Source organism: Gordonia terrae (assembly GCF_001698225.1).
Classification (GTDB): Bacteria; Actinomycetota; Actinomycetes; order Mycobacteriales; family Mycobacteriaceae; genus Gordonia; species Gordonia terrae.
This window is the reverse complement of record NZ_CP016594.1, coordinates 5,470,888-5,492,997: the sequence shown is the minus strand read 5'-3', so window position 1 is coordinate 5,492,997 and position 22,110 is coordinate 5,470,888. Positions and strand designations below refer to the sequence as shown.

The 22,110-nt window shown below is 67.0% G+C and carries 22 protein-coding genes; 12 read left to right on the top strand and 10 right to left on the bottom strand.

The genetic code is table 11. From position 1 onward, the window contains the following. Window positions 1–3: 3 nt before the first annotated feature. From BCM27_RS24335 to BCM27_RS24315, 5 genes are read left to right on the top strand one after another with little or no spacing between them, the layout of a single operon-like run. A complete protein-coding gene (locus tag BCM27_RS24335) occupies window positions 4–1,224 on the top strand; it encodes an acyl-CoA dehydrogenase family protein (RefSeq protein WP_004020676.1) in 1,221 nt (406 codons plus the stop codon). Next, a complete protein-coding gene (locus BCM27_RS24330; protein ID WP_004020677.1) occupies window positions 1,221–3,161 on the top strand; it encodes an ABC transporter permease in 1,941 nt (646 codons plus the stop codon). The genes BCM27_RS24335 and BCM27_RS24330 overlap by 4 nt, the downstream gene beginning before the upstream one ends. Then, the gene (locus BCM27_RS24325) at window positions 3,148–3,939 is read left to right on the top strand and encodes an ABC transporter ATP-binding protein (protein ID WP_004020678.1); all 792 of its coding nucleotides are present in this window, start codon (window positions 3,148–3,150) and stop codon (window positions 3,937–3,939) included. The genes BCM27_RS24330 and BCM27_RS24325 overlap by 14 nt, the downstream gene beginning before the upstream one ends. Beyond that, window positions 3,936–4,658, top strand: coding sequence for an ABC transporter ATP-binding protein (locus BCM27_RS24320; RefSeq protein ID WP_004020679.1), 723 nt, complete (start codon window positions 3,936–3,938; stop codon window positions 4,656–4,658). Before BCM27_RS24325 ends, BCM27_RS24320 begins: the two co-directional genes overlap by 4 nt. 49 nt (window positions 4,659–4,707) lie before the next feature. Beyond that, entirely contained in the window at window positions 4,708–5,901 is a 1,194-nt protein-coding gene (locus tag BCM27_RS24315) for an ABC transporter substrate-binding protein (protein WP_004020680.1), read from the top strand. Between the two features lie 87 nt (window positions 5,902–5,988). Here the strand turns inward: BCM27_RS24315 and BCM27_RS24310 are convergent, their stop codons facing one another. From BCM27_RS24310 to BCM27_RS24290, 5 genes are all read right to left on the bottom strand, one after another. Then, window positions 5,989–6,177: a hypothetical protein gene (locus BCM27_RS24310; RefSeq protein WP_231895817.1), complete on the bottom strand. Its 189-nt coding sequence runs from the start codon at window positions 6,175–6,177 to the stop codon at window positions 5,989–5,991. A 69-nt stretch (window positions 6,178–6,246) separates the two neighbouring features. Further along, complete coding sequence (locus BCM27_RS24305; RefSeq protein ID WP_004020682.1) at window positions 6,247–7,641, bottom strand: aromatic ring-hydroxylating oxygenase subunit alpha; 1,395 nt, start codon at window positions 7,639–7,641, stop codon at window positions 6,247–6,249. Next, window positions 7,638–7,943, bottom strand: a complete 306-nt coding sequence (locus BCM27_RS24300; RefSeq protein WP_004020683.1) for a hypothetical protein — start codon at window positions 7,941–7,943, stop codon at window positions 7,638–7,640. Before BCM27_RS24300 ends, BCM27_RS24305 begins: the two co-directional genes overlap by 4 nt. 112 nt (window positions 7,944–8,055) lie before the next feature. Further along, on the bottom strand, window positions 8,056–8,802 hold the full coding sequence (locus BCM27_RS24295; RefSeq protein WP_004020684.1) for a ThuA domain-containing protein: 747 nt from the start codon (window positions 8,800–8,802) through the stop codon (window positions 8,056–8,058). Window positions 8,803–8,872: 70 nt separating this feature from the next. Then, window positions 8,873–9,733, bottom strand: a complete 861-nt coding sequence (locus BCM27_RS24290; protein WP_004020685.1) for a TetR/AcrR family transcriptional regulator — start codon at window positions 9,731–9,733, stop codon at window positions 8,873–8,875. Window positions 9,734–10,011: 278 nt separating this feature from the next. On the opposite strand from BCM27_RS24290, the gene BCM27_RS24285 reads away from it, so the two are divergent. From BCM27_RS24285 to BCM27_RS24265, 5 genes are all read left to right on the top strand, one after another. Further along, window positions 10,012–10,542: a TetR/AcrR family transcriptional regulator gene (locus BCM27_RS24285; protein ID WP_239402938.1), complete on the top strand. Its 531-nt coding sequence runs from the start codon at window positions 10,012–10,014 to the stop codon at window positions 10,540–10,542. Window positions 10,543–10,646: 104 nt separating this feature from the next. After that, on the top strand, window positions 10,647–11,354 hold the full coding sequence (locus BCM27_RS24280; protein WP_004020687.1) for a histidine phosphatase family protein: 708 nt from the start codon (window positions 10,647–10,649) through the stop codon (window positions 11,352–11,354). Window positions 11,355–11,408: 54 nt separating this feature from the next. Continuing rightward, window positions 11,409–12,170 carry an SDR family NAD(P)-dependent oxidoreductase gene (locus tag BCM27_RS24275; RefSeq protein WP_004020688.1) on the top strand — a complete coding sequence of 254 codons (762 nt, stop codon included), beginning with the start codon at window positions 11,409–11,411 and terminating at the stop codon, window positions 12,168–12,170. A gap of 1 nt (window position 12,171) precedes the next feature. Further along, complete coding sequence (gene lpdA / locus BCM27_RS24270) at window positions 12,172–13,587, top strand: dihydrolipoyl dehydrogenase (RefSeq protein ID WP_004020689.1); 1,416 nt, start codon at window positions 12,172–12,174, stop codon at window positions 13,585–13,587. 17 nt (window positions 13,588–13,604) lie between these two features. Then, window positions 13,605–14,372, top strand: a complete 768-nt coding sequence (locus BCM27_RS24265; protein WP_033204158.1) for a ThuA domain-containing protein — start codon at window positions 13,605–13,607, stop codon at window positions 14,370–14,372. Window positions 14,373–14,458: 86 nt separating this feature from the next. Here BCM27_RS24265 and BCM27_RS24260 read toward each other — a convergent pair whose 3' ends face one another. After that, on the bottom strand, window positions 14,459–15,235 hold the full coding sequence (locus tag BCM27_RS24260) for an SDR family NAD(P)-dependent oxidoreductase (RefSeq protein ID WP_004022800.1): 777 nt from the start codon (window positions 15,233–15,235) through the stop codon (window positions 14,459–14,461). 159 nt (window positions 15,236–15,394) lie between these two features. Between BCM27_RS24260 and BCM27_RS24255 the strand changes: the two genes are divergently transcribed. Continuing rightward, window positions 15,395–17,119: a PEP-utilizing enzyme gene (locus BCM27_RS24255; RefSeq protein ID WP_004022799.1), complete on the top strand. Its 1,725-nt coding sequence runs from the start codon at window positions 15,395–15,397 to the stop codon at window positions 17,117–17,119. Beyond that, window positions 17,116–18,129 carry an MDR family NADP-dependent oxidoreductase gene (locus BCM27_RS24250; protein WP_004022798.1) on the top strand — a complete coding sequence of 338 codons (1,014 nt, stop codon included), beginning with the start codon at window positions 17,116–17,118 and terminating at the stop codon, window positions 18,127–18,129. Before BCM27_RS24255 ends, BCM27_RS24250 begins: the two co-directional genes overlap by 4 nt. Before the next feature lie 78 nt (window positions 18,130–18,207). On the opposite strand, the gene BCM27_RS24245 is transcribed toward BCM27_RS24250, so the two are convergent. The 4 genes from BCM27_RS24245 to BCM27_RS24230 form a co-directional block, all read right to left on the bottom strand. Next, window positions 18,208–19,005, bottom strand: a complete 798-nt coding sequence (locus BCM27_RS24245) for a maleylpyruvate isomerase family mycothiol-dependent enzyme (protein ID WP_004022797.1) — start codon at window positions 19,003–19,005, stop codon at window positions 18,208–18,210. Window positions 19,006–19,091: 86 nt separating this feature from the next. Further along, on the bottom strand, window positions 19,092–19,778 hold the full coding sequence (locus BCM27_RS24240; RefSeq protein WP_004022796.1) for a histidine phosphatase family protein: 687 nt from the start codon (window positions 19,776–19,778) through the stop codon (window positions 19,092–19,094). Further along, complete coding sequence (locus tag BCM27_RS24235; protein ID WP_004022795.1) at window positions 19,775–20,425, bottom strand: histidine phosphatase family protein; 651 nt, start codon at window positions 20,423–20,425, stop codon at window positions 19,775–19,777. Before BCM27_RS24235 ends, BCM27_RS24240 begins: the two co-directional genes overlap by 4 nt. Before the next feature lie 22 nt (window positions 20,426–20,447). After that, the gene (locus BCM27_RS24230) at window positions 20,448–22,007 is read right to left on the bottom strand and encodes an AMP-binding protein (protein WP_004022794.1); all 1,560 of its coding nucleotides are present in this window, start codon (window positions 22,005–22,007) and stop codon (window positions 20,448–20,450) included. Window positions 22,008–22,110: the final 103 nt, after the last annotated feature.

Below are 22,110 nucleotides of genomic sequence, written 5' to 3'. Positions count from 1 at the left end.
GCGGTGACCATCACCGAGAACACCGCCGCCACGCGCGCGCCGCTGGCCGGGCGCTTCGACCCGATCCTGGCACGGGTGGCGGCCGGAGCGGCCGAGCGTGACGCGGAACGCCGAGTCCCGCACGATCTCGTTCGCGAACTGGCCCATGCCGGTTTCGGCGCGCTGCGCGTACCCCGTGAGTTCGGCGGCGACGAGATCGGGGTCGGTGAACTCGCCGAACTCGTCGTCGACCTGGCGAGCGCGGATCCGAACTTCGTCCAGCTTCTTCGCGCGCACTTCCTCTACACCGAGTCGCTCATCCATGCGCCGGCGTCGCGGTCGAGGTCGGAGTGGTTGCGTCGCATCGGAAACGGTGAACTGTTCGGCGGCGCGTACACCGAGCGAACGGCGGCGAACCAGACCCACTTCTCGACCAGCATCGAGGTCGACGATCGCGGGCGTCGTCTGGTCAACGGCGAGAAGTACTACAGCACCGGCTCGCTGTACGCCGACTGGATCATCACCACGGGTGAGGGCCCGGCGGGCATCGAGACGGTCGTGCTCCCGGCTGCGGCCGACGGTCTCGACCTCGTCGACGACTGGGACGGGTTCGGTCAGCGACTGACCGCCAGCGGCACCACCCGATTCCGAGATGTCGACATCACCGACTCCCCATCGCTGCCCGCCGAGGTCGTGCCGGGCAGCTACGGCACGTCGCTCGCACAGTTCTGGCACATCGCCGCACTGACCGGTATCGCTCGCGCCCTGCATCGCGACGTCGTCGACTACGTGCGCGGCCGCAAGCGATACTTCAGTCAGGGCAGCGGGGCGCTGCCTCGCGAGGACGCCGTCGTCCAGTCCGTGGTCGGTGAGATCAGTTCGGCCCGCTACGTTGCCGATACCGTTGCCCGCCAGATCGCCGGTGTCCTGGCCGATCTCGATGCGGCGATCGTCGCCGGTACCGTCACCGACGAACAATACGACGCGGTGGAGATCGAGGTCTACCGTGCGCAGGTCAGTGTCGTCGACACGGTGCTGACCGCCGCGACCCGGGTCTTCGACGTCGGCGGGGCATCGGCGCTCGGCCGGACCCACGGGTGGGATCGCCACTGGCGCAACGCCCGGACGCTGGCGAGTCACAACCCCACGCCGAACCGCCTCGTGAGCATCGGGGACCATGACCTGAACGGCACCTCGCCCTATCGGACATGGCTCAGCGGCATCGATCTACGAGGCCGAGGATGAACCTGTTGACCTACGCCTCGCTCGGGCTCTCCACGGGTGGCGCGTACGCTCTGGTGGCCCTCGGGCTGGTTGCCGCCTACCGCGGAACCGGGGTCATCAACTTCGCCCAGGGTGCGCTCGGCATGTTCGGCGCTTACATATTCTGGAAGTCCTACCAGGACGCCGGGATTCCGCTTGGCGTGGCCATCGTGCTCGGTTTGGCGGTGAGCGCGGCCATCGCGATCGCCTTCTTCGCCCTGATCGGCCGGCGTCTGGCACACGCACCGGCCATCACGAAGATTCTCATCACCATCGGGTTGATGCTCGTCCTGGAGGCGATCGTCCGGATCATCTGGACCAACCACCAGGAAACCGTCGAGCCGTTCCTCGTCGGCGGCGGATTCGAGGTCGCCGGCGTCCGGGTCCAGTCGATCAGTCTCCTGTTGGCGGCGGTGGCGGTGCTGGCGACGATCGGCCTGCACCTGCTGTTCACGCGAACAGCGTTCGGGCACATCACCACTGCGCTACGCGACACCGACCTCGGTGCCCAGTCGATCGGTCTCAACCCCCGCTTGTGGGGATCGGTGGCGTGGGGTTTGGCCGGCGTTCTCGCCGCGACCAGTGCCATTCTGGTGCTGCCGATCACCCAGCTCTCCCCGACATCACTGACGACGCTTCTGGTGCCGGCTCTCGGGGCTGCACTCGCCGCACGCTTCACGAGCTTCCCGATCGCCCTGGCGGTCGGGGTCGGCGCCGGAGTCCTGGAAGGTCTGGTGACCGGCCTCGTCAATGCGCAGGTCGCGCGGGCGATTCCGTTCGTCGTCACCCTGATCGTGCTGCTGCTGATCGCCAGGACAGACATGGCGCGGGGGACCCGTGAGGTCAAGGCGGTGTTCCATGTCGGCAGCGGCCGCATCCGCTGGCCGTGGGTGGTAGTCGGTGCGGCGGTCGTCCTGGTGACGATCTTCAGCGCCGCCGGAACCGTGGTCGACGCCCTCAGTCTCACCGCCATCTTCGGTCTCGTCGCGCTCGGGATCGTCGTCTCCACCGGGTACACCGGGCAGGTCAACGCCTTGCCGCTCGGCGTCGCGGGTGTGACGATGATCGTCTTCGGCGCCGTCAGCCATTCCGGAGCGTCGCTGTATCTCTCGGCTCTCGCCGCACTCGCGACGGCTGTCGTCGTCGCCCTCGCACTGAGCGTCCTGTTCGTCAATGCCAAGGTCTATGAGGTCACGATCGGTTCGCTGGCCGTCGCGTCGATCCTGCAGACCGTCGTCTTCTCCGTCGACTGGTTCTTCAACGGTCGAACAGGGTGGACGATCGGCGACACGACGCTGTTCGGTATCGAGATCAGCAACATCACCGACCCGCACGCCTTCGCAGTCGTCGCCTGGATCGTGTTGCTGGTGGCGCTCGTTCTCGTCGCCAATCTGCGATCGTCGGCCACCGGCCGCTACGTGCTGTCGGTGCGGCAGGACGAGCGACTCCCGGCCGCGCTGGGCATCGTCTCGGCCCGGTCCAAGCTGATCGGTCTTGTCGTCTCCTCCACGCTGTGGGGACTTGCCGGGGTGCTGTTCGCCATCCAGCGCGGCTTCATCTCGAAGGGTGACGTCCGGCTGGAAGGGTTCGGCTACTCGGAATCGCTGGCGCTCATCGCCTTCGTCATCCTCGCCGGGGCAGGTCATCTGACCGGCGCGGTACTGGCGGGCGCCTTCGCTCCCGGCGGGTTGCTCTCGAATTTGCTGTCGTTCACCCCGGACATCAACGACTGGCAGTCACTGTTCTTCGCGGCCAACATGATCTGGATACTCACCACCGAGCCGGACGGAGTGGTCGGACAGTATCTCCGTATCCGGGACCGACTGCGGCGTAAACGTGTTCGGTCCGACGGGCCCGATCCGACCGTCACCGGCGGCGAGCCGGGCCGAGAGAACAGGAAAGTCGATGCCACAGCTTGAAGTCCGGGACCTGTCGGTCGAGATCGGCGGGCACCGCATCCTCTCGGACGTCTCGCTGACCGTCCCACCGCGAACGGTGGTCGGACTTCTCGGCGCGAACGGGGCGGGCAAGAGCACCACGATCGACGCCATCACCGGGTACCAGAAGACGGTCGGCGGCACCATCTCGGTGGACGGTCGTACCGTAGACCGCTTCGGTGCGGCTCGCCGGGCACGGGCGGGGATCACGCGAACCTTTCAGGACTACCTCCTGTTCGAGGACCTGACCGTCGAAGAGAACCTGTTGTGCGCGGCGGAGATCGGTGTACGCAAGATCCTCGCGCGCGACCTGTTCCGATTCGGCCGCCCCTCGGCCGCCGCGCTCGCGACGGTCGAACGCGTCATCGAGACACACGGATTGGCAAGGTACCGGACGAGTCGCGTCGAGCAGTTGTCCCTCGGCTGGCATGCCCGCGTCAATCTGGCCCGCGCTGCGGCCCAGGGCCCGCAGGTCCTGCTGCTCGACGAGCCGGCGGCGGCGCTCAGCCTCGATGCGCGGCACGCCGTGGTCGACACGATCACGACGCTCCGCGATCACGACGGGCTCGCGATTCTCCTCGTCGAACACAACCTGGACGTGATCGGTGCCGTCTGCGACCTCGTCTACATCCTCGAGGACGGCAGAGTGGTCGCGTCCGGTCCGACAACCGAGGTACTCGACAGCGATGAGGTCCGCGCCATCTACTTCGGCGAGCAACCGGATGACGTCGAACTCGAGACCGTGGGGGTCCCGGCATGACCGCCGCAGCGGTCGGTGCGTCGACATCGGTCCGAGCCGAGGGGCTGAGCGTGTCGGGGCTGACCGTGGACTACGGGAACGGCGCGGGACTCTGGGACTTCGATCTGCGTGTGCAGCCCGGTGAGGTCACCTGCGTGATCGGCCGCAACGGAGCGGGGAAGTCGAGTGCGCTGCTGGGTATCTCCGGGTTCGTGACGCCCGACCGGGGCATCGTCGAGGTCGACGGAGCGCAGCTCTCGGGTGCGCCGTACCGGCGCTGTCGTGAGCACGTGTCGCTGGTGGTGAAGGGCCGATCGCTGTTCGGGAGTCTGACACTCGCCGAAAATCTGGCGCTCGCCAGGATCGACGCCGACGAGTTCTTCGGCCTCTTCCCCCAGCTGGGGTCACGCCGGGACGTCGTGGCGGGCAGCCTCAGTGGCGGCCAACAGCAACTGGCGGCCGTCGGCCGCGCCCTGCTGCGCGACGTCCGGGTGGTTCTCCTCGACGAACTGACCTTCGGTCTGAGCCCTGCGGTTCGCGCACTGATAGCCAGGGTCGTCCGCGCGGAGGCAACCCGTCGGCAGCTCGCCGTCGTGGTTGTCGAACAACACGTAGAGACTGCGCTGGCCATCGCCGACCGCACGCTCGTGCTGTCCGAGGGCCGGACCGTGCTCGACCTGAGCATCGACGAACTGGCCGCACAGACCAGCGACGTCGAGAACACCTATCTCCATCCCTGAACGCACTCTCCGGTGCGTCCCGTTTCGAGAAAGTAGCAGTGGCACAAACATGTTCAGAATCAAACTGCCTGTCGCCGCAGTGGCGTCCCTGGCCGTCACCGCGGGCCTGCTGACCGCGTGCTCATCGGAGGACACCTCCGACACGATCAATGTCGGCTTCGTCGCGCCGCTGTCGTCCTCGCCATCGGCGTTCCAGGATCCGGCGCTGGCCGCGAAGGTCGCCGAGAAGGCCGTCAACGATCAGGGCGGCATCAACGGCAAGAAGCTCAACGTCATCGTCTACGACACCAAGGGCCAACCGGCCAATGTCGTCGCCGGCGCGCGCAAGCTGGTGAACGAGGACAACGTCGTCGCGTTCATCGGTGGGAACAGCAATGACGGACTTGCCGAGATCGGCAAGCGGGCCGGCGTGGTGAACTGGTTCCCGATGGGTTGCGCCGCAGCCGATGTCGCCAACGAGCTGTCCATGATCGCCGCGCTCAACTGCGCGGGCGCGGGCCAGGGTACCTACCTCGGCGGTACCCGATTCAAGCCACGTAAGGCCGTCTACGTCGCCTTCGCCGGTAACACCCCGTACATCGAGAACGCGAAACTTGGTTACCGCAACGCCGGTGTGGACGACGTCGCCGTTGTGGAGGTACCCCCGGAGACAACGGATTTCGCGCCGATCATCGCGCAGGTCAAGGCGCAGAACCCCGACGTCTGGGGTGGCATGATCTACACGCCGGAGAAGCTGACCTCGCTCATCCGGGCCGCGATCGACCAGAACCTTCGTATCCCGTTGGTACTCAGCAACAATGTGATGGAAGACGCGACGATCGAGCTGGTCTCGCAATCGGGAATCCCGAACTCCGTGGCGTTGGAGAAGGGGGAGGACGCCGAACAGTTCCCCACCTGGAAGCAGTACGAGGAGCAGCTCGCCAAGTACGACCCGGAGGGGGAGATCAAGACCCCGCACGACGGCAGCGTGACCACCGACTGGCTCGCCGTCTGGACCTTCGCCCAGGAGGCGCGCAAGCTCGACGTCGTCAACGCCGACACGTTCCGCGAGCACACCACCGGGTTGACCGACTTCCAGACCGATGTCCTGCATCCCATCGACTTCACCATCACCGACGGACCGGTGCTGACCGCGCCGCGCCAGGCCAATCTGTGGGCGTTCCCAGGCCACATCGCCGGCGGGAAGATCGTCGTCGACAGCAAGGAGCCCTACAGCGCGTTCCTGAAGACGCCGGTGAGCTGAGGGGCGCGCAGCGTCGATGCCGAGTGCGGGATTCGTATCGGAGAACGATACGGATCCCGCATTCTGGCTGGGGGCTCATGTCTGTACTCAGCGCAGCAGCAGCCACCCGAACCGCAGGCAGAGCGCGGTGACACCCAGGACGGCGGTCGCGACCAACCAGCGCCGGGCGAGGTGTTCGGCGCGTACGTGATCGTCACCGGGCCGCAGGTAGACGTAGGCCGCCGTCATCGCGCATCCGGCGGCCGCGGCCCCGACGACGAGTACCAGTGTCAACATCACCACCCCACCCATCATGCCGATCACCCCGGGTATGGGGGTCGACCGCCGGCGGGCAGCGGCGGAGGATCAGTCGACGTCCTCGCCCACCCACTTCGCGAGCAGATGGTGCATGTGGCGGATCTTGAGTTCCTGGTAACCGGCAAGCGGCAGGTACTTCTGCGTCGTCGTCTTCAGTCCGCGGTGGACCTTGGGCATGTTGTAGGCGTCCTGGTCGAAGACGCGGGCCGAGCTGCCCAGCACGGTCGCGTCGATCCAGGTCTGCTCCGGGGTCAGCCATTGGACCTTGGCCGCGGGCGGCCGCTCACCGGTGAACGGCGCGAGGAGGTAGACGTCCATGATGGAGGTGTCGTGGTCGTCGCCGTTGGGGCGGAACCGGTAGACGATCCGCTGGTAGGCGCCCCACGGGTGGAAGTTCGGGAACACCGTGTAGTAGATGCTGTCGAGTGACTCGGCGTCGGACATGTTGTCCGCCTTGACATCGCCGATGGTGTCACGCAGGCCCTCGCGGGCGAGCAGGCCGGACATCTCGCGGGCGGTGACGCCGTCGGGCAGCGTCACCATGGGGTCCTCGTCGATGCGGGCATCGACCATCGAGTCGAACATCTCCTGCTCGGTCGGGACGAATTTGATGTGTGGGCTCGGGACGCCGTTGGCGGTGATACCGCGGTTGAAGTTGCCCCAGGCGTCGTACTGGCTGTTCGAATCACCGGTTCCCACAACGCGTTGCGGGTGGGTGGTCACGACGTGGAACGCCTCGGAGAATGCCTCCTGGGCGATCTTCCAGTTCGCGTCGATCACCTTCGCCACATGCGCCTGGATGTAGCGGTCCTCCAGGGGCCAGGCCTCGAAGTGCTTGCCCAGGTCGCCGAGGAAGCTGGCGAGGGACTCCGATGCCGGGTCCATGTTGATGAAGACGAAACCGCCCCACGTGTCGACCTTGACCTGGGGGAGGTTCATGGTGCTCTTGTCGACGTGCGGGAAATCCCACTCGCACGTCATGGATTTCAGCGATCCGTCGAGATTCCAGCAGAAGCCGTGGAACGGGCACCGGAGGTCGTGTCCGGCGGGGCCGCTCTCCTCGCGGAGCGTGCGCCCACGATGCAGGCACGAGTTGTAGAAGGCACGGATCGACATGTCCTGTCCGCGCACGACCAGGATCGACTTCTCACAGATCTCGTAGACATGCGTGTCGCCGGGCTCGGGGATCTCCTCCTCGCGACAGGCCATCTGCCAGACCTTGTACCACATACGATCTCGTTCGAGTTCGTGGTACTTCCGGCTGATGTAGCGGGAGACCGGGACGAAGTTCTGATCCTCGTAGAGGTCGTGGGTCTCCTCGCGCAGCACCTGGGGAACCGGGTGCGTGTCGGTGTCCAGCAACCGCTGGTAACTCTCGGCATAGTCGGACTGTTCATCCGTCGAAGCCGTCTGGTCGGCGGTACGAGTGTCGATCTCGGTCACAGTTTGCCTCCTTCGGCCAGGCGCGTGGCACGGGCTTCTTCGGCGAGTTTGTCCGCCTGCATCTTCTCGAGCAGCTTTGCAGCGCCCATGAATCGGCGGTTCTGGGTGATGGGCACGGGTTCACGCGGCCCGAGGCCGACCCACCGGGCCATCTCCGGATCGACGGACTTCACCTCACCGTGCAGATAGCGGCCCTCCGGGTCGAAGGTGCCGGTCTTCCCGTCCTTGGTGGTGACGAGCACGTTGTAGTCCTCGTCGAATTCGTAGATGGCTCGACTCATCGGATGCCGGATCTGACGCATCGGGATCTCCTCGGTGGACTGGACTGCCGCCTCTTACTTGGCAACGTATGCACTTACTGTAGCACCGGGAGTGAGCAGCGACACATCGAACTGTATCGACTGTCAAAAAAGGTCAGCGTCGACGCGCGACCCACGTCAGCGCATTCGCGACGAGCGTGCGGTAATGCGGGTCGCCGAGAGTCGCGGCGGTGTCGCCGGGCTGAAGGTAGACCAGTCGCGATCGTCCATTGGTGCGAGACCATCCGACCAGCGACGACCCGGGCTCGTGGTGCCATCCCGCCCTTTCGTCACGCCGACCGGACATGGCGAGTGCGGTGGAGAAGTGCACGTCCTCGGTCATCGGCGCATCCGTCCGCAGCAGCGGGGTCACCGAATCCTCGAACACCTCGCACAAGTACGTCTCGTCGACGAGATCGAGCTGGGTGGGCAGGCAGGCGACGACCGGGTGTTCGCCGTCGACGACGGAGATGCGCTGTGCCACAGCGTGCCGATATCCGGAATCGGGGCGTTCTGCACCGCGGACGGTCCCGGGCCGGTAGAGGTAGCGTCCGCCGACGAATTCCGCCCACTCGTCCCAGGTCGCCCAACTGGCGATGGCGTGGTGCAAGACCACATAACCGTGGCCCGTCCGGGGTGCGTCTCGAAGGCACGCGCGTAATGCATCCGGCGGTTCATACGGCTCGGGCAGGGTCCCGGGCATGTCGTAGTGCAGAGATGCGTCGAAGTCCGCGAGTTGATCCGGGCCGATCTCGGCATCGGGGTGTTCGAGCCAGGTGACCTCACCCGGCAGGGACTCGGCGAAGTCGGCGAAGGCCGTCCGATCGAAGGAATGGCCGCCGGTGATCGCGAGGATGCGCATGAAGGACTCCAACCAGCATCGAAGTAACTGTGTCTTCGATCAAGTTACTGTAGTCCGGCGACCGGGGTGGTCAGCGTCCTTCGATCATCTTGGTGCAGACGTCGGTGGTCGCGGTGCGCAAGCTGGTGACGGGTATGTCCGACAACGGGCCGCCCTCGATGCGCAGCGGCTGGATCGCGATGGTCATCGCGATCATGGTCCGGACCCGCAGCGTGCGGGCGGCATGTTGAGCGGTCGCGGCCCGCCGGCTCGGGGGATCCTCGCCGGCGGGGAAATAGTCGAACGCGCGCCGGATGTGGCGTTCTTCGTACTCTTTGGCCAGCAGTCGGGTGCCGGGTGTCGCGCCGCCGGCCATCTGCAGGAACAGCATGCGGGCCGAGTTGGGATGCTCGGCGGTCCAGTCCCACACCGCCGAGACGACATCTTTGAACGTGTCCGGGCCCGCCGACACATCATCGGGACGCGCGGACTGCGCGGCGGCCGAACTCGCGTCCATGGCGTAACCCAACGCGCTCTCGAACAGTTCTTCTTTGCTCGCGAAGTGGTAGTAGACCGCGGTCGGCACCATTCCCGCCTCCGTGGCGATCTCCTGGATCGAGGCTTCGGCGAAGCCCTTCCGAGAGAAGACCCGTACGGCGGCCTTGACGATCAGATGCCGTCGTGACGGGCGATGCGCAGTCGAGCCGTTACCGGTGCCGGCGGGTGAGGGTTCGGGTTCGGGTGAGTCTTCGGGCGGTGATGCCGGCGACTCGTCGTCCGGCACCTCCCGGGCGGCGACGGCGTCGACGCCATCGTCGAAGGCCGTATCGTCGGCGGCCGGCGAGGAGTCCCAACCGAGCCAGTCCGCGTCCGGCCCGGTTGCGTCGGAATCCGGTGCCCCGGGGTCCGCCGTGTGGTCCGTCGTACGATCGGTTCGTCTCGATCTCGCCACGCGTCCTCCTCACCGATTCCCGGTCGTCGTCTGCCCGCGGTACGACCTGTGCCGTCGACAACGGGGTGCCAACAGGATGGCACAGCGGGTTACAAGGTCCCGATGCTGTCATGATCTATCGCATGGCGGGCAAGAATTCTTCAGGCCGGGCCCCTTCTGGGCGGACTCCCTCTGGTCGCCGCGGCGCCGCACGGACTGCGGCCGCGAGCGGGACGGGGACCGGCGCCAAGCGGGCCGCTCACCGTCCCTCCCGGCGCGACGTCGTGGTGGAGGCGGCGATGCATCTCTACTCCATGCGTTCGATCGAGGACGTGACCGTCGCCGACATCGCGGCCGAGGCGCAGATGACCTCGGCGGCCGTCTATTACCACTACCCGTCCAAGGAAGAAGTGCTGCTCGGGGGTCTGCGCCTGTTCGCCGAGCAGATGCTGGCGCAGCTCAGAACGGTGATCGACGAGGACCCGGACGCCACCCTCGGCGACGTCATCGTGTCCGTGCTCGAGTGGACCGACGCGCACCGCGCCGCCTCGCTGGTCTACTTCGTGCGATCACCCGGATGGAGCCTGTCGATCGAGGCGCTCCGTCGGGAGGTCCGGCTGGAGATGCTGGCGATCTTCTCCGCCGAACTGCGGGTGCGCGACCGGATCACGTCGAAGGCCAAGCAGGCCGCCGCGGCGACGGCCCTGTCGAGTCTTCTCGAGGTGTCCGCGTCCTCCTGGCTCACCGAGGACGTCGTGCTGGCGAACCTGGGCCGACGCCGCTTCTCCGACGAGGTGCGCGAACTGGCCACCGACATCGCCAGTGTGTGACCTCGCGGGTCGCCGCCTATAGCCTCGCGGTCCTTGTGATGCGATGAACTGGGACATCGGCGGAGTATCTTTATAGCGGCCTCAGTTTATGGTTCACTGGGGGCGTGCCCAATCAGACCCGTGCGCGCTCGATCGACCTCGACAACCCGTTCGCCCCGCTGGACGGCTTGTGCGAGCTCGTGCTCATCCGGCACGGCGAGCAGGCCCTCAGCAAGGAACTGAGCGCGGCGCAGACCGTGGACCCGCCGCTCTCCGAGCTCGGGCAACGTCAGGTCCGGGCGGTCGCCCAGCGTCTGTCCACCCATGCCGTCGACGCCGTCTACAGCTCTCCACTGCGCCGGGCCCTCGACACCGGCCGTGCGATCGCCGAGCATCACGGCCTCGAGCCGGTCGTCCGCGAGGGGCTCACCGAATACGAGCCGTGGCAGAGCTTTCCGGCAGATCAATCGCCTTTCGAGACGCTGCCCCACGAGGAGATCTCGCGAATCTTCCGCGACCACATCCGAACTCGCAAATATGAGGCGTTCCCCTACGCCGAGGATCCGGTGGCCTTCCGCGAGCGGGTACTCGGTGAGGTCGGGCTCATCGTCGACGCCCATCTCGGCCAGCGGGTGGTCATCACGTGCCACAGCGGCGTCATCAACGCGGTACTCGCGGACGCGCTCGCGAGCGGTTTCGACATGCCCGTCCGCGTCCACCACACCTCGGTCAGCGTGCTCCGCGGCGCCGACACCCGACGTGCCGTCCAGTCGATCAACGACTTCGGCCACGTCCTCGACTTCCAGACCTCCGTCGGGGCGATGAATCTCTAGCCCCTCGACAGTCATCCACCGACCTGATCACCGACACGACACGAAGGACCCGACATGGATCTCGACCTCAACGGAAAGCGCGCCCTCATCAGCGGTGCGAGCAAGGGCATCGGCCTGGCCATCGCCAGGAGTCTTCTCGCCGAAGGTGCCTCGGTGGGCATCTGCGCCCGGGGCGAAGACCAGCTCAAGACCGTCGCCGACGAGCTGTCGGAAGCCGGCACGGTGTTCTGGAAGGCCGTCGATGTCGGTGAGTCCGAAGCGGTGAGTTCCTTCGTCACCGACGCGGCCGACGCGCTCGGCGGCGTCGACATCGTCATCGTCAACGCGTCTGCGATGACCGGCAAGGGGCGCCAGGCCTGGGAGAACAGCTTCAACGTCGACCTCATGAGCCTCGTGAACTTCATCGAGGCCGCGACACCGCATCTGGAGCAGAGCTCTGCCGCGTCCGTCGTGACCATCAGCACGACCTCGGCCATCGAGGCCGGCCCGATCACCACCGCCAACAGCTACGGGGCGCTGAAAGCCGCCGTGCTGCAACACTCGTCGGCGCAGGCTCGCGCCCTGGGGCCGAAAGGTATTCGGGTCAACGCGGTCTCGCCCGGACCGGTGTACTTCGAGGGTGGCCCCTGGGACACCATCAAGGAGCAGCGACCGCAGCTGTACGACGCGGCGATGTCGGCGGCGGCTCTCGGCAAGTTCGCCTCGGCCGAGGACATCGCGAACGCCGTGACCTTCCTCGCGTCGCCGGCCGCCGGACACATCACGGGTACCAATGTCGTGATCGACGGCGGCTTCACCAACCGATTCGACTTCTGACATGAGCACGGACCCGGAGAAGACCGGCACGACCGAGACTGTGGACGTCGTCGTCCTGGGAGGCGGGTCGGGTGGTTACTCGTGTGCTCTGCGCGCAGCGCAGCTCGGCATGTCGGTCGTCCTCGTGGAGTCCGACAAGCTCGGCGGCACATGTCTACACAACGGGTGCATCCCGACCAAGGCGTTGCTCCATGCCGCCGGTATCGCCGAATCCGTGCGTCACGCCCCAGATTTCGGGATCAAGGCGTCTCTCGACGGCATCGACATCACCGCAGTCCACGCGTACAAGCAGAAGGTCGTCGACGGCTTGTACCGAGGGCTCGAGGGTCTCATCTCGTCGCGTCGGATCCGGGTGGTCCGCGGGCTCGGACGGGTATCGGGTGAGCGGACCGTCGACGTCGAGCTCACCGACGGCGGGACGACCCGCGTCCACGGTGAGGCCCTGGTCATCGCGACCGGTTCCCAGTCGAGGACCCTGCCGGGCGTGGAGATCGGCGGCCCGATCATGACGAGCGACCGTGCGCTGGAGCTCGATTCGATCCCCATGACCGCGATCGTCCTCGGCGGGGGTGTCATCGGTTGCGAGTTCGCCAGTCTGTGGGCATCGCTCGGCGTGGAGGTCACGGTCGTGGAGGCCGCACCCCGGTTGTTGCCGACCGAGGACGAGTGGTCGTCGAAGCAACTGACCAGGGCGTTCCGCAAGCGTGGCATCACCATTCGTACCGGGGCCATGGTGTCGTCCGCCGGCACCGCCGAGTCCGGAGTGGTCGTCGAGCTCGACAACGAGTCAGCGCCACTGCATGCGGACGTTCTGCTGGTGGCCGTGGGTCGGGGACCGCGGACTGCCGGATTGGGTCTCGAAGAGGCCGGTGTGGGACTCGATCGTGGCTTCGTCGTGGTCGACGAGTGGTTGCAGACCGCAGTGCCGGGCGTCTACGCGATCGGCGACATCGTGCCGGGACCTCAACTCGCCCATCGCGGTTTCGGCAACGGCATCTTCGTCGCCGAACAGCTGGCCGGCCTCGACTGCGCGCCCGTGGCGGACACCGGAATCCCGCGGGTGACCTATTCGCATCCGGAGGTGGCCTCCGTCGGCCTGACCGAAGCGGAGGCGGCGGAACGGTACGGTGAGATCACCACCGCCGTCTACGATCTCGGCGGCAACGGGAAGAGTCGCATATTGCAGACCGCGGGTGGCGTCAAGCTGATCCGGGCGGGCGCCGACGGTCCGGTGGTGGGCATCCACCTCGTCGGGGACCGTGTGGGTGAACTGATCGGCGAGGCGCAGCTCATCTACAACTGGGAAGCGAACGCGAACGACGTCGCGAACCTGGTGCACGCGCACCCGACCCAGGCCGAGGCGCTCGGCGAAGCCCATCTGGCCCTGGCCGGCAAGCCGCTGCACGCGCACGCCTGAGGACGGAGGAGCCCACGATGGCCGGACCGGCCGGCCGCCTCGATGCGGTCGTCATCTGCGGCGGGCAGTGGCACGACTTCGATCACGCCCGGTTGCAGATCCTCGGACTGCTCGGCGAGCACGAGACGGTGCGCACCCGGGTGTTCGAGGACTACGGATGTGTATCCGCCCTCGACGCCGCGGACCTGCTGATCACCTACACCTGCAACCGGATTCCCGATGACGCCGCTCAGGATGCGTTGACGCGCTTCCTGGCGCGGGGTGGCCGCTGGCTGGCCCTGCACGCGACCAACTCGGCCATCGAACCCACCCCGCCGGGGTCGGCAAGCCGTTATGTGACCCCGCGATCCATGGGGGTGCTGCCCGCGCTGGTCGGCAGTCAGTTCCTCGGCCATCCGCCGATCGCGCCCTATCGTGTCGAGATCTCTGACCGGAACCACCCGTTGGTGGCGGACGTCGACGACTTCGACGCCGTCGACGAACTCTACGTGAGCCAGCTGTTCGAGCCGATCGAGGTGCTCGCACACACCCATTTCGTCGGTGAGTCAACCGGATTCGACGAGGGACACACCTCGACCGACGAACCCCGCCCGGTGCTCTACCTCAAGCACCACGACCCCGGGACCGTCTGCTACTTCACCCTCGGGCACTGTCGGGGCAGGTTCGATGTGCAGGATCTCGGTATCGACGACCTCGGCCGAGTCGACCGCGGCAGTTGGGACATCCCGCAGTTCCGCACGATCCTGGAGCGCTGCGTGGCCTGGGCGGTGCGCGGGACGTTCTGACGAACGCCCGAAGTGTCTGTTCCCATGCTCCCTGAGGTGTGCGGAGCGCAAGCTCGCTTCGCTCGCACCTCAGGGAGCAGTGGTGCTCAGTAGGAAGCGGTACCGCCATCGACGCTGAGGATGGCACCGGTGATACCCGCGCCGGCGTCCGACGCGAGAAGCATCGCCATGGCGGAGACCTCTTCGACGGTGTTGGGCCGCTTGATGGCGGACTCCTGGGCGAAGAGGTCCACCATCTCCTCGAAGCTCATGCCCATCGCCGCCGCGGTCTGCGGGCCGTTGTTCTTGATGATGTCGGTGATGACGAGCCCCGGGCAGATCGCATTGACCGTGATGCCCTGCGTACCCACCTCGCGCGCAATCGATTTGGTCATGCCGTTGATCGCGTGCTTCGCGGCGACGTAGGCCGTGAACACCGGCTTGCCCTGCTTGCCCTCGACCGAGGAGATGTTGATGATGCGGCCGTAGGACTGGGGGATCATGTGTTGGAGCGCGCGGCGGGTGGCCCAGAAATTGGAGTTCAGGTTCCAGTTCAGTACGAGGTTCCACTCCTCGTCGGAGAGTTGCGCCGTCGGCTGTAGGTCGTTTGCGCCACCGGCGTTGTTCACCAGGACGTCGATGCGTCCGAAGGTGCTCACGGTCTGCTCGATGAAGTCCTCGACATCGGCCTGCAGGGTGACGTCGCCGGCAAAGAACGCGGCACGATCGCCTGCACCGAGATCGGCCAGAGCTTTATCCCCCTTCTCCTTCGACCGGCCGTTCAGGGCGACCTTCGCGCCCTCCGCGAGTGCTGCCTCGGCGATCCCACGGCCGATTCCCTGGGTTCCGCCGGTGACGGCAACAACTTTGTCCTGCAACTTCATCGAACGTCTCCTTGCTTCCTGTACGAGAGACCGAGACGACTTACTTGCCAACGCCTACAGTCTTGCAGGTAGAGTGTCACACATCACAGCCCACGTGTATACCCTGTCAAGAAACTATGGCCGCTCATCCCATGCGGTCTCAGCAGAGACGAGAACGACATGTCCGAACAGCGCTGGTTGGTCGACACCGAACCGAGTGCCCGTCTACCCATCTACACGCGGCTCAATGCCAGCGATGTGCTGTCCGATCCCATCACGCCGCTGGGCGCCGACCTCGGGTGGATTCAGAACATCCTGCCCGGATGGAACGCCGGTTACGCCTTCCACGGGAGCTACTCGCTCGTGGAGAAGCCGGATGTGGCCGCCTCGTCGGGGATCTTCTACGGGCATCTGTACATCAACCTGTCGATGTCGCGGCTCGTGGGAATCCGCGGCGGTCTGTCGGTCGAGCTCGTGGATCAGTTGTTCTACGGCGGCGATCCGGACATCCCCGAGTACGTCGGACACCCCGACGACGAAAACGCCGACGCCAGTGCGCGCCTGGCCGCGCGCAACGCCTGGATTCTGTCCACCGAGACCTTCCCAGAACTCGACGAGGACCGCGTGCTCGCCGATCGGCTGCGCACCGAGCGCCCCGACCTGTCGAGCCTGACCCCGGTCGCGCTCGTCGCTCGCGCGCGGTCGGTCATGCCCCTCGAGCGGGCCGCATGGCGGGGTGAGGTGGCCGCGACGAACGGGGCGGCGGTCGGCCCGTCGGTGCTCGGCCAGCTTCTCGGAGCCGACAACCAGGACCTCATCGTCACGCTGGTGGGCTCGGCGGGCGACGTCGACTCGGCGCTGCCGTCGTTCGCGCTCTGGGAGTTGGGCCGGATGGTGCGCGCCGACGAGCGCCTGACCGAGGCATTCGACCAGGGAATCGACGGCGTCGCGGCGCGGGTGCGCGGGCTCGATCCCAAGTTCGACGCCTCCTTCGCCGACTTCATCGCCGAGTTCGGCTACCGGGGCCCCAACGAATGGGACCTCGGTTCGACATCGTGGGAGACCAAACCCGAACTGGTGCTCGGACTCATCGACCGCCTGCGCTTGCAGGAGGATTCGGCGTCACCCACCGCGCGTCTCGCCGAGCACGCGGGGGACACCGACTCGGCCCTGGAACGGGCGCGTGCGATCGTCGGCGACGACGCGGAGGGGCAGGCGACCCTCGACGCGGCGCTCGCCTCGGCACGACGCTTCGCGGCCTGGCGCGAACGTGCGAAGACGAACTGCATCAAGGTGTTGCACGAGGCGCGTGTGCCGCTGGCCGAGCTCGGGCGACGGCTGCACGAGCAGGGTCATCTCGCCGCTGCCGATCACGTCTTCATGGCCGTCGACGACGAGCTGGACCTCCTGGCCGGCGAACCGGCCGCACTGACCGAGACCCTTGCCGAACGGCATCGGGCGTGGAAGGGCCTGTTCGGTCTGGACCTGCCGACCTTCCTCGACACCCGTGAGCCGCTTCCCCCGCTCTCGAGTCTGCGCCGCAAGGACCAGGTCGAGGTGGATGAGGTGACCGAGGGTGAGGTCCTGCACGGGTCCGGGGCATCCCCGGGCGTGGTCCGCGGACGCACCCGGACCATCACATCGATGGACGACCTCGACAGCTTCGAGGTGGACGAGGTCCTGGTGGCGCCGCAGACCGATCCGTCCTGGACGCCGTTGTTCATGGTGTCCTCGGCCGCCATCACCGACGTCGGAGCGATGGGTTCGCACGCGATGATCGTCAGCCGCGAGCTCGGGATACCCTGTGCCGCCGGTGTTCCCGCTGCCACCCGGAGAATCCCCGACGGCACGCTGGTCGAGGTCGACGGCTCCAAGGGCACGGTCACCATCCTGGAGCTGTCATGACGAGCGGGGTCGAGACGACCACACGTGCGGTGTTCCTGAAGCAGCGACCCGCCGACGGGGTTCCGCGCACGGAGAACTTCGAGGTCCGGGAGGCCGAGCTGGGGCCCGTCCGCGACGACCAGATCGTCGTGGAGAACCGCTTCATGAGCGTCGACCCCTCGATGCGCGGGCGCCTAGGCACCTCGGAGATGCACTACACCACGAGCTTCCAGGAGGATGCGCCGCTCGACGGCTCGGCGATCGGCATCGTCGTCCGCGGCAACTCACGCATCCCCGACGGTGCGTGTGTGCGGCACCGGCTCGGCTGGCGCGAACTGGCCGTCGTCGATGCCGACGCGGCCACCGTCATCGATCCGCGCGGCGTCGATCTGCACCACTGGCTCGGCGTGCTCGGACAGCCCGGGTTCACGGCCTACTGCGGACTGCTGCGTGCCGGTGGTCTGCGTCCGGGGGACGACGTGTTCGTCTCGGCCGCTGCGGGCGCGGTCGGAAGTGCGGCCGGACAGTTCGCGAAACTTCTCGGCGCCGGGCGCGTCATCGGTAGCGCGGGTGGACCGGCGAAGGTGGCGCTGCTGACCGAGCGTCTGGGCTTCGACGCGGCGATCGACTACCGCTCCGAGTCGGTGGCCGCCGGGTTGCGCCGGGTCTCCGACGGCACCGATCTCTATTTCGACAATGTCGGCGGGGAGCACCTCGTCGCCGCGCTGCACGATCTGCGCCTCAACGGACGCGTCGCGATGTGCGGGATGATCTCCGCCGGCGGTGGGGACGGACCGTCGATGGACCACCTCATGCAGGCCATCCTGAAGCGGATCACATTGACCGGGTTCATCGTTCGTGATCACGAGGACCTACGTCCCGAGTTCGAGGAACGTGTGCTCGGGTGGCTGTCCGCCGGCGACCTCGTAGCCGAGTCCACCATCCACACCGGCATCGACCACGCGGTGGAGGCGTTCCTGTCGATGCTGGAGGGTGGCAACGTCGGGAAGATGCTGGTCGCACTGAACTGACCTCGATCATCAGCAGAGCCCGGAACGCTTGTCGCGTTCCGGGCTCTGTTGTCGATCGCGGGTGGCGCGGCCGAACGCTCAGACGATGTCCATCGTGTCGAGAACTGTTGCCGCATAAGCCTCGTCACCGTGGACCGACACGTGTTGCCGCCACGGTGACCGGGTCGTGCCCCACAGGACGAAATCGGCTGCCGAGGAATCGATCACGGTGTCGCTCCGGTCGAGTCCGGTCTCCACGGTCAGCAGTCGTTCACCCGGCCGAAGGGTCCACTCGCCGCCACCCGGGCCGGTCAGCCGCACCCCGAGTGCGCGACCACCCAGTGCTGCGTTGACGTCGGGACACATCTGCGGCAACCCGGCGAGCATCCATCCGATCGCCGCACCCAGGACCGCGTCGTCCGGGTCGCCGACCGGGCGCGACACCGGACCGCCGGGTGCGAGCAGGTCGACGTACATGTGACACCACATGTCGAAGGCGAATGCATCCGAGAGTTGGTGACTGTCATAGGTTCCGAGGTCGGTGAGGGTCATCGGGGCGGAACCGATCTCCGGCGCCTGCATCGCCGAGAGCACCTCCATGGCCGGTCCGACCGTGCTGAGGAACTCGTCGGCGACCCGGGTGGGGGCCCAGTCGCGGCGCTCGTCGACGAGACGCTCCTGCAGTTCCTCGGCGGTCGTCGGAGCCGGGACGTCAGGGTCGGGTTCGGGCGGGTTCACGATGGCTGCGAAGTTCGAGCCGGTGTGTGCCACAAGGTCTTTGACGGACCATCCGGCGCACCGGCTCGGGGCCGACCACTCGGGACCGGAGAGGCTGCGGACGATGGTCGAGTATTCATCGGCGAGTGTACGACTCGCCACGACGCCGGAATGGCTCATGGGATCTCCTCGAAACGAGCGAGTGCGTGTGTTGCACATCACTGTTGAGGAGAACCCTAACAGGTATCGAAGTAAAGAAAGCCGTTTCAGCCGAGGTGTGCTGTCTCGTTCACCGACTGGATGACCATGCGGCCCGAACCGAGGACCGCGACCCGGCTCACCGATGTGTAGGCGGGATTGAAGAAGAACGGCGACGGTGCCTGCAGGATGTCGGTGAGGAGTGTGTTGATGGCCCCACCGTGGGAGACCAGCACCGACAGCTCGCCGGGAGCCGAGCGCGCCGCGTCGAGGACCGCATCCCGCATCCGGGCCGCGGTGGCGTTCCGGTCGTAGTCGGGGATGAAGTCGTCGTAGCGGCCCTCGGCGAAGGCCCGCCCACGGTCGGTGGCGGCGATGGCCTCCGGAGTGGCGTAGACCGCGCGGTCGCTCTCCCACTCGCGGAGGCGTTCGTCGACCGTGACCTCGAGACCGAGCGGCTGGGCCGCGTGACGTGCCGTCTCATAGGCGCGCGTGTACGAGCTCGCCACCACCTGTACAACCGGGAGGCCTCGCAGCCAGGTGCCGAGTCGGCGGGCCTGGCCGACGCCTTCGTCGCCGAGGCCGGGGTCCGGCCCGGCCGGCCCGCCGGGGAGACCATGGCGGACGAGGATGATCTTGCTCGCGGCGGCGATCGTGTCTGGGACGTCCGTGCGAGGGGCGTTCGTGCGAGGGGCATCCGGGGCAGGAGCGGCATCGACGGGGGTCGGGGGAACGGATGTCGACGTCGTGGTCATCGCGCGGGCTCGGCGTCGAAGGCGGCATCGGTGTGGTGGTCCGGTTCGGCCGCGAACGGCACGCCGCGCAGGTGAGCCGTGTCGTTGACGGAATCGACCACGACGACCCCGGAGTCGAGACGTCGCACGCGGGCGACGCTCGTGTAGGCCGGGTTGTGCCAGAACGTCTTCGGCATCTCGAGGACGTCGGCGAGGACCGCGTTGATGATCCCGCCGTGTGCGACGGCGACGATCCGTCCGCTGGGCCGGAGCGCGAACAGTTGCTCGAGCGCCGACCGTGCTCGCCGGCGGAATCCGCCGAGGTCGAGGGAGGGGACGTACTCCTCGTACCGCCCGGAGCTGACGGCGAGCAGCCGCGGATCGTCGGCCGCCATGTCCTCGATCGCGGTGTAGTCCTCCGCGGTGATGTCGTCGTCCCATTCGCGGAGATCGTCGAGCACGAGGTCCACGTCGCGGGACAGCTCGGCGGCGACGACCTGTGCGGTCTGCAACGCGCGGGCGTACGGGCTCGCGACGACGAGGTCGATCTGTTCGCCGCGCAGCCAGGTGGCCAACCGCCGGGCGTCGTCGATACCCGCGGGTGCAAGGTCGGGATTGCGTATGCCGGAGACCGGTTGTCCGTGCCGGACGAACAGGATCTCGATCATGGGTGTGCCTTTCGGTGGATGGTCAGCCGGCGATGGTGCGCTCGGAGTCCCAGTACGGTCGGCGCAGGGCCTTCTTGTCGAGCTTGCCCATCGCGTTGCGGGTCAATTCCGTCACGACGACATAGTGTTTCGGGCACTTGTAGGACGCCATGGACCCTCTGGCGAAGGCGCGCAGCGACTCGGTGTCGACGCTCGCGCCGGTCTCGGGGACGACCAGGGCCAGCAGTGCCTCGCCGAGATCGGTGTCGGGTACGCCGATGACCGCGACCTCGGCGACGTCGGGATGCCTGCGCAGCACGTGCTCGCTCTCGGCCGGGTAGAGGTTCACTCCGCCGGAGACCACCATGTCGGCCACCCGGTCGGTGATGAACACGAACCCGTCTTCGTCGACATGCCCCACGTCGCCGAGGGTGGCGACGCCGGGAAGGATGTAGGCCTTGGCGGTCTTCTCCGGATCGCCGTGATAGACCACCTCGCGACCCGGGGGAGTGCGGAATCCCAGGATGCCGGTGTCGCCGGGACCGAGAACGTCTCCGTCCGATCCGACCACCACCACCTCGAACGGCTCGACGACGCGGCCGACGGAACTCGGGTGGGCGAGCCATTCGTTCGAGTCGATCTTGCACACGGTGCCGATCTCGCTCCCGCCGTAGGACTCGATCAGAACCGGTCCGAACCAGTCGATCATCGCCCGCTTCACATCCGCCGGGCAGGCGGATCCCGTGTGGGCGACGTAGCGCAGGCCGGAGACGTCGTAGCGGTCTCGGGTATGCGGCGGCAGCGCGAGCAGTCGCTGAAAGTGGGTCGGCACCATCAGCGTCGACGTGACCGAGTGGGCGTCGATGAGGTGGAGGACCCGCTCGGCGTCGAAGCGGCCGAGGACGACGACGGGCTCACCGGAGAGGAGGTGCCGGATGGAGGTGAGGGGGCCGTTGTGCTGCAACGGCCCGACGACCAGGTGAGCACCGGTCGGGTAGCCGGACCGTGCCGCCACAGCCGCCTGGAATTCGGCGGCATCCTTTGCGTGGCCGGGGAGCCAGCGAACCTCGGTGCCCCGGGCGCGCCCGGTGGTGCCGGAGGTGTAGACGAGCGGCGGTCGCGCCGGCCGGTCGGCGAGGTCGTTCGGCGGGCTCGGCTCACCCGTGAGCAGACCGTCCCACGTCAGATGCTCCACTCCGCCGTCGAGCGGGACTGTTCCCTCGTGATTGTGGGTGATGACCGTCCGCAACGACGCAGTGCCGGCCGCCTCACCTGCGGCGGCCAGGCCCGCCGGGCCTGTCACGACCGCGACGCATCCCGCGTCGACGAACTGGTCGGCCATCTCACCCGCGGTCAACTGGCGGGACACGGCCACGGTCCCGATCCCCGCTCCGATCGCCGCAACATGGGCGAGCAGCGTCTCCGCCCTGTTCTCACCGATCACGGCCACTCGATCGTCGGGACCCGGCGCGAGACGGCGCAGCGCAGACGCAAGGGTCGCGAGGGTCTCGGCGACGTGATGCCAAGTGAGGGAGACGGAATCGTCGACGAGCGCGAGGCTCTGGGGATCGGCCTTCGCTCGATCGCGAATCCGGTCGAGCATCGGTCACCACTCCTTCGCACGGGTTGTCTGCGCACCCATCGTCGGGTTAACTGGAGAGCAAGTCAAGTAACAGTCCGAACTGATCGACTTTCGTCGACTAACT

Coding starts and splice junctions, on each gene's coding strand:
- BCM27_RS24330 (WP_004020677.1), top strand. CDS start 1,221: ATGAACCTGTTGACCTACGCCTCGCTCGGGCTCTCCACGGGTGGCGCG.
- BCM27_RS24325 (WP_004020678.1), top strand. CDS start 3,148: ATGCCACAGCTTGAAGTCCGGGACCTGTCGGTCGAGATCGGCGGGCAC.
- BCM27_RS24320 (WP_004020679.1), top strand. CDS start 3,936: ATGACCGCCGCAGCGGTCGGTGCGTCGACATCGGTCCGAGCCGAGGGG.
- BCM27_RS24315 (WP_004020680.1), top strand. CDS start 4,708: ATGTTCAGAATCAAACTGCCTGTCGCCGCAGTGGCGTCCCTGGCCGTC.
- BCM27_RS24310 (WP_231895817.1), bottom strand. CDS start 6,177: ATGTTGACACTGGTACTCGTCGTCGGGGCCGCGGCCGCCGGATGCGCG.
- BCM27_RS24300 (WP_004020683.1), bottom strand. CDS start 7,943: ATGCGTCAGATCCGGCATCCGATGAGTCGAGCCATCTACGAATTCGAC.
- BCM27_RS24295 (WP_004020684.1), bottom strand. CDS start 8,802: ATGCGCATCCTCGCGATCACCGGCGGCCATTCCTTCGATCGGACGGCC.
- BCM27_RS24285 (WP_239402938.1), top strand. CDS start 10,012: ATGCATCTCTACTCCATGCGTTCGATCGAGGACGTGACCGTCGCCGAC.
- BCM27_RS24275 (WP_004020688.1), top strand. CDS start 11,409: ATGGATCTCGACCTCAACGGAAAGCGCGCCCTCATCAGCGGTGCGAGC.
- lpdA (WP_004020689.1), top strand. CDS start 12,172: ATGAGCACGGACCCGGAGAAGACCGGCACGACCGAGACTGTGGACGTC.
- BCM27_RS24265 (WP_033204158.1), top strand. CDS start 13,605: ATGGCCGGACCGGCCGGCCGCCTCGATGCGGTCGTCATCTGCGGCGGG.
- BCM27_RS24260 (WP_004022800.1), bottom strand. CDS start 15,235: ATGAAGTTGCAGGACAAAGTTGTTGCCGTCACCGGCGGAACCCAGGGA.
- BCM27_RS24255 (WP_004022799.1), top strand. CDS start 15,395: ATGTCCGAACAGCGCTGGTTGGTCGACACCGAACCGAGTGCCCGTCTA.
- BCM27_RS24250 (WP_004022798.1), top strand. CDS start 17,116: ATGACGAGCGGGGTCGAGACGACCACACGTGCGGTGTTCCTGAAGCAG.
- BCM27_RS24245 (WP_004022797.1), bottom strand. CDS start 19,005: ATGAGCCATTCCGGCGTCGTGGCGAGTCGTACACTCGCCGATGAATAC.
- BCM27_RS24240 (WP_004022796.1), bottom strand. CDS start 19,778: ATGACCACGACGTCGACATCCGTTCCCCCGACCCCCGTCGATGCCGCT.
- BCM27_RS24235 (WP_004022795.1), bottom strand. CDS start 20,425: ATGATCGAGATCCTGTTCGTCCGGCACGGACAACCGGTCTCCGGCATA.
- BCM27_RS24230 (WP_004022794.1), bottom strand. CDS start 22,007: ATGCTCGACCGGATTCGCGATCGAGCGAAGGCCGATCCCCAGAGCCTC.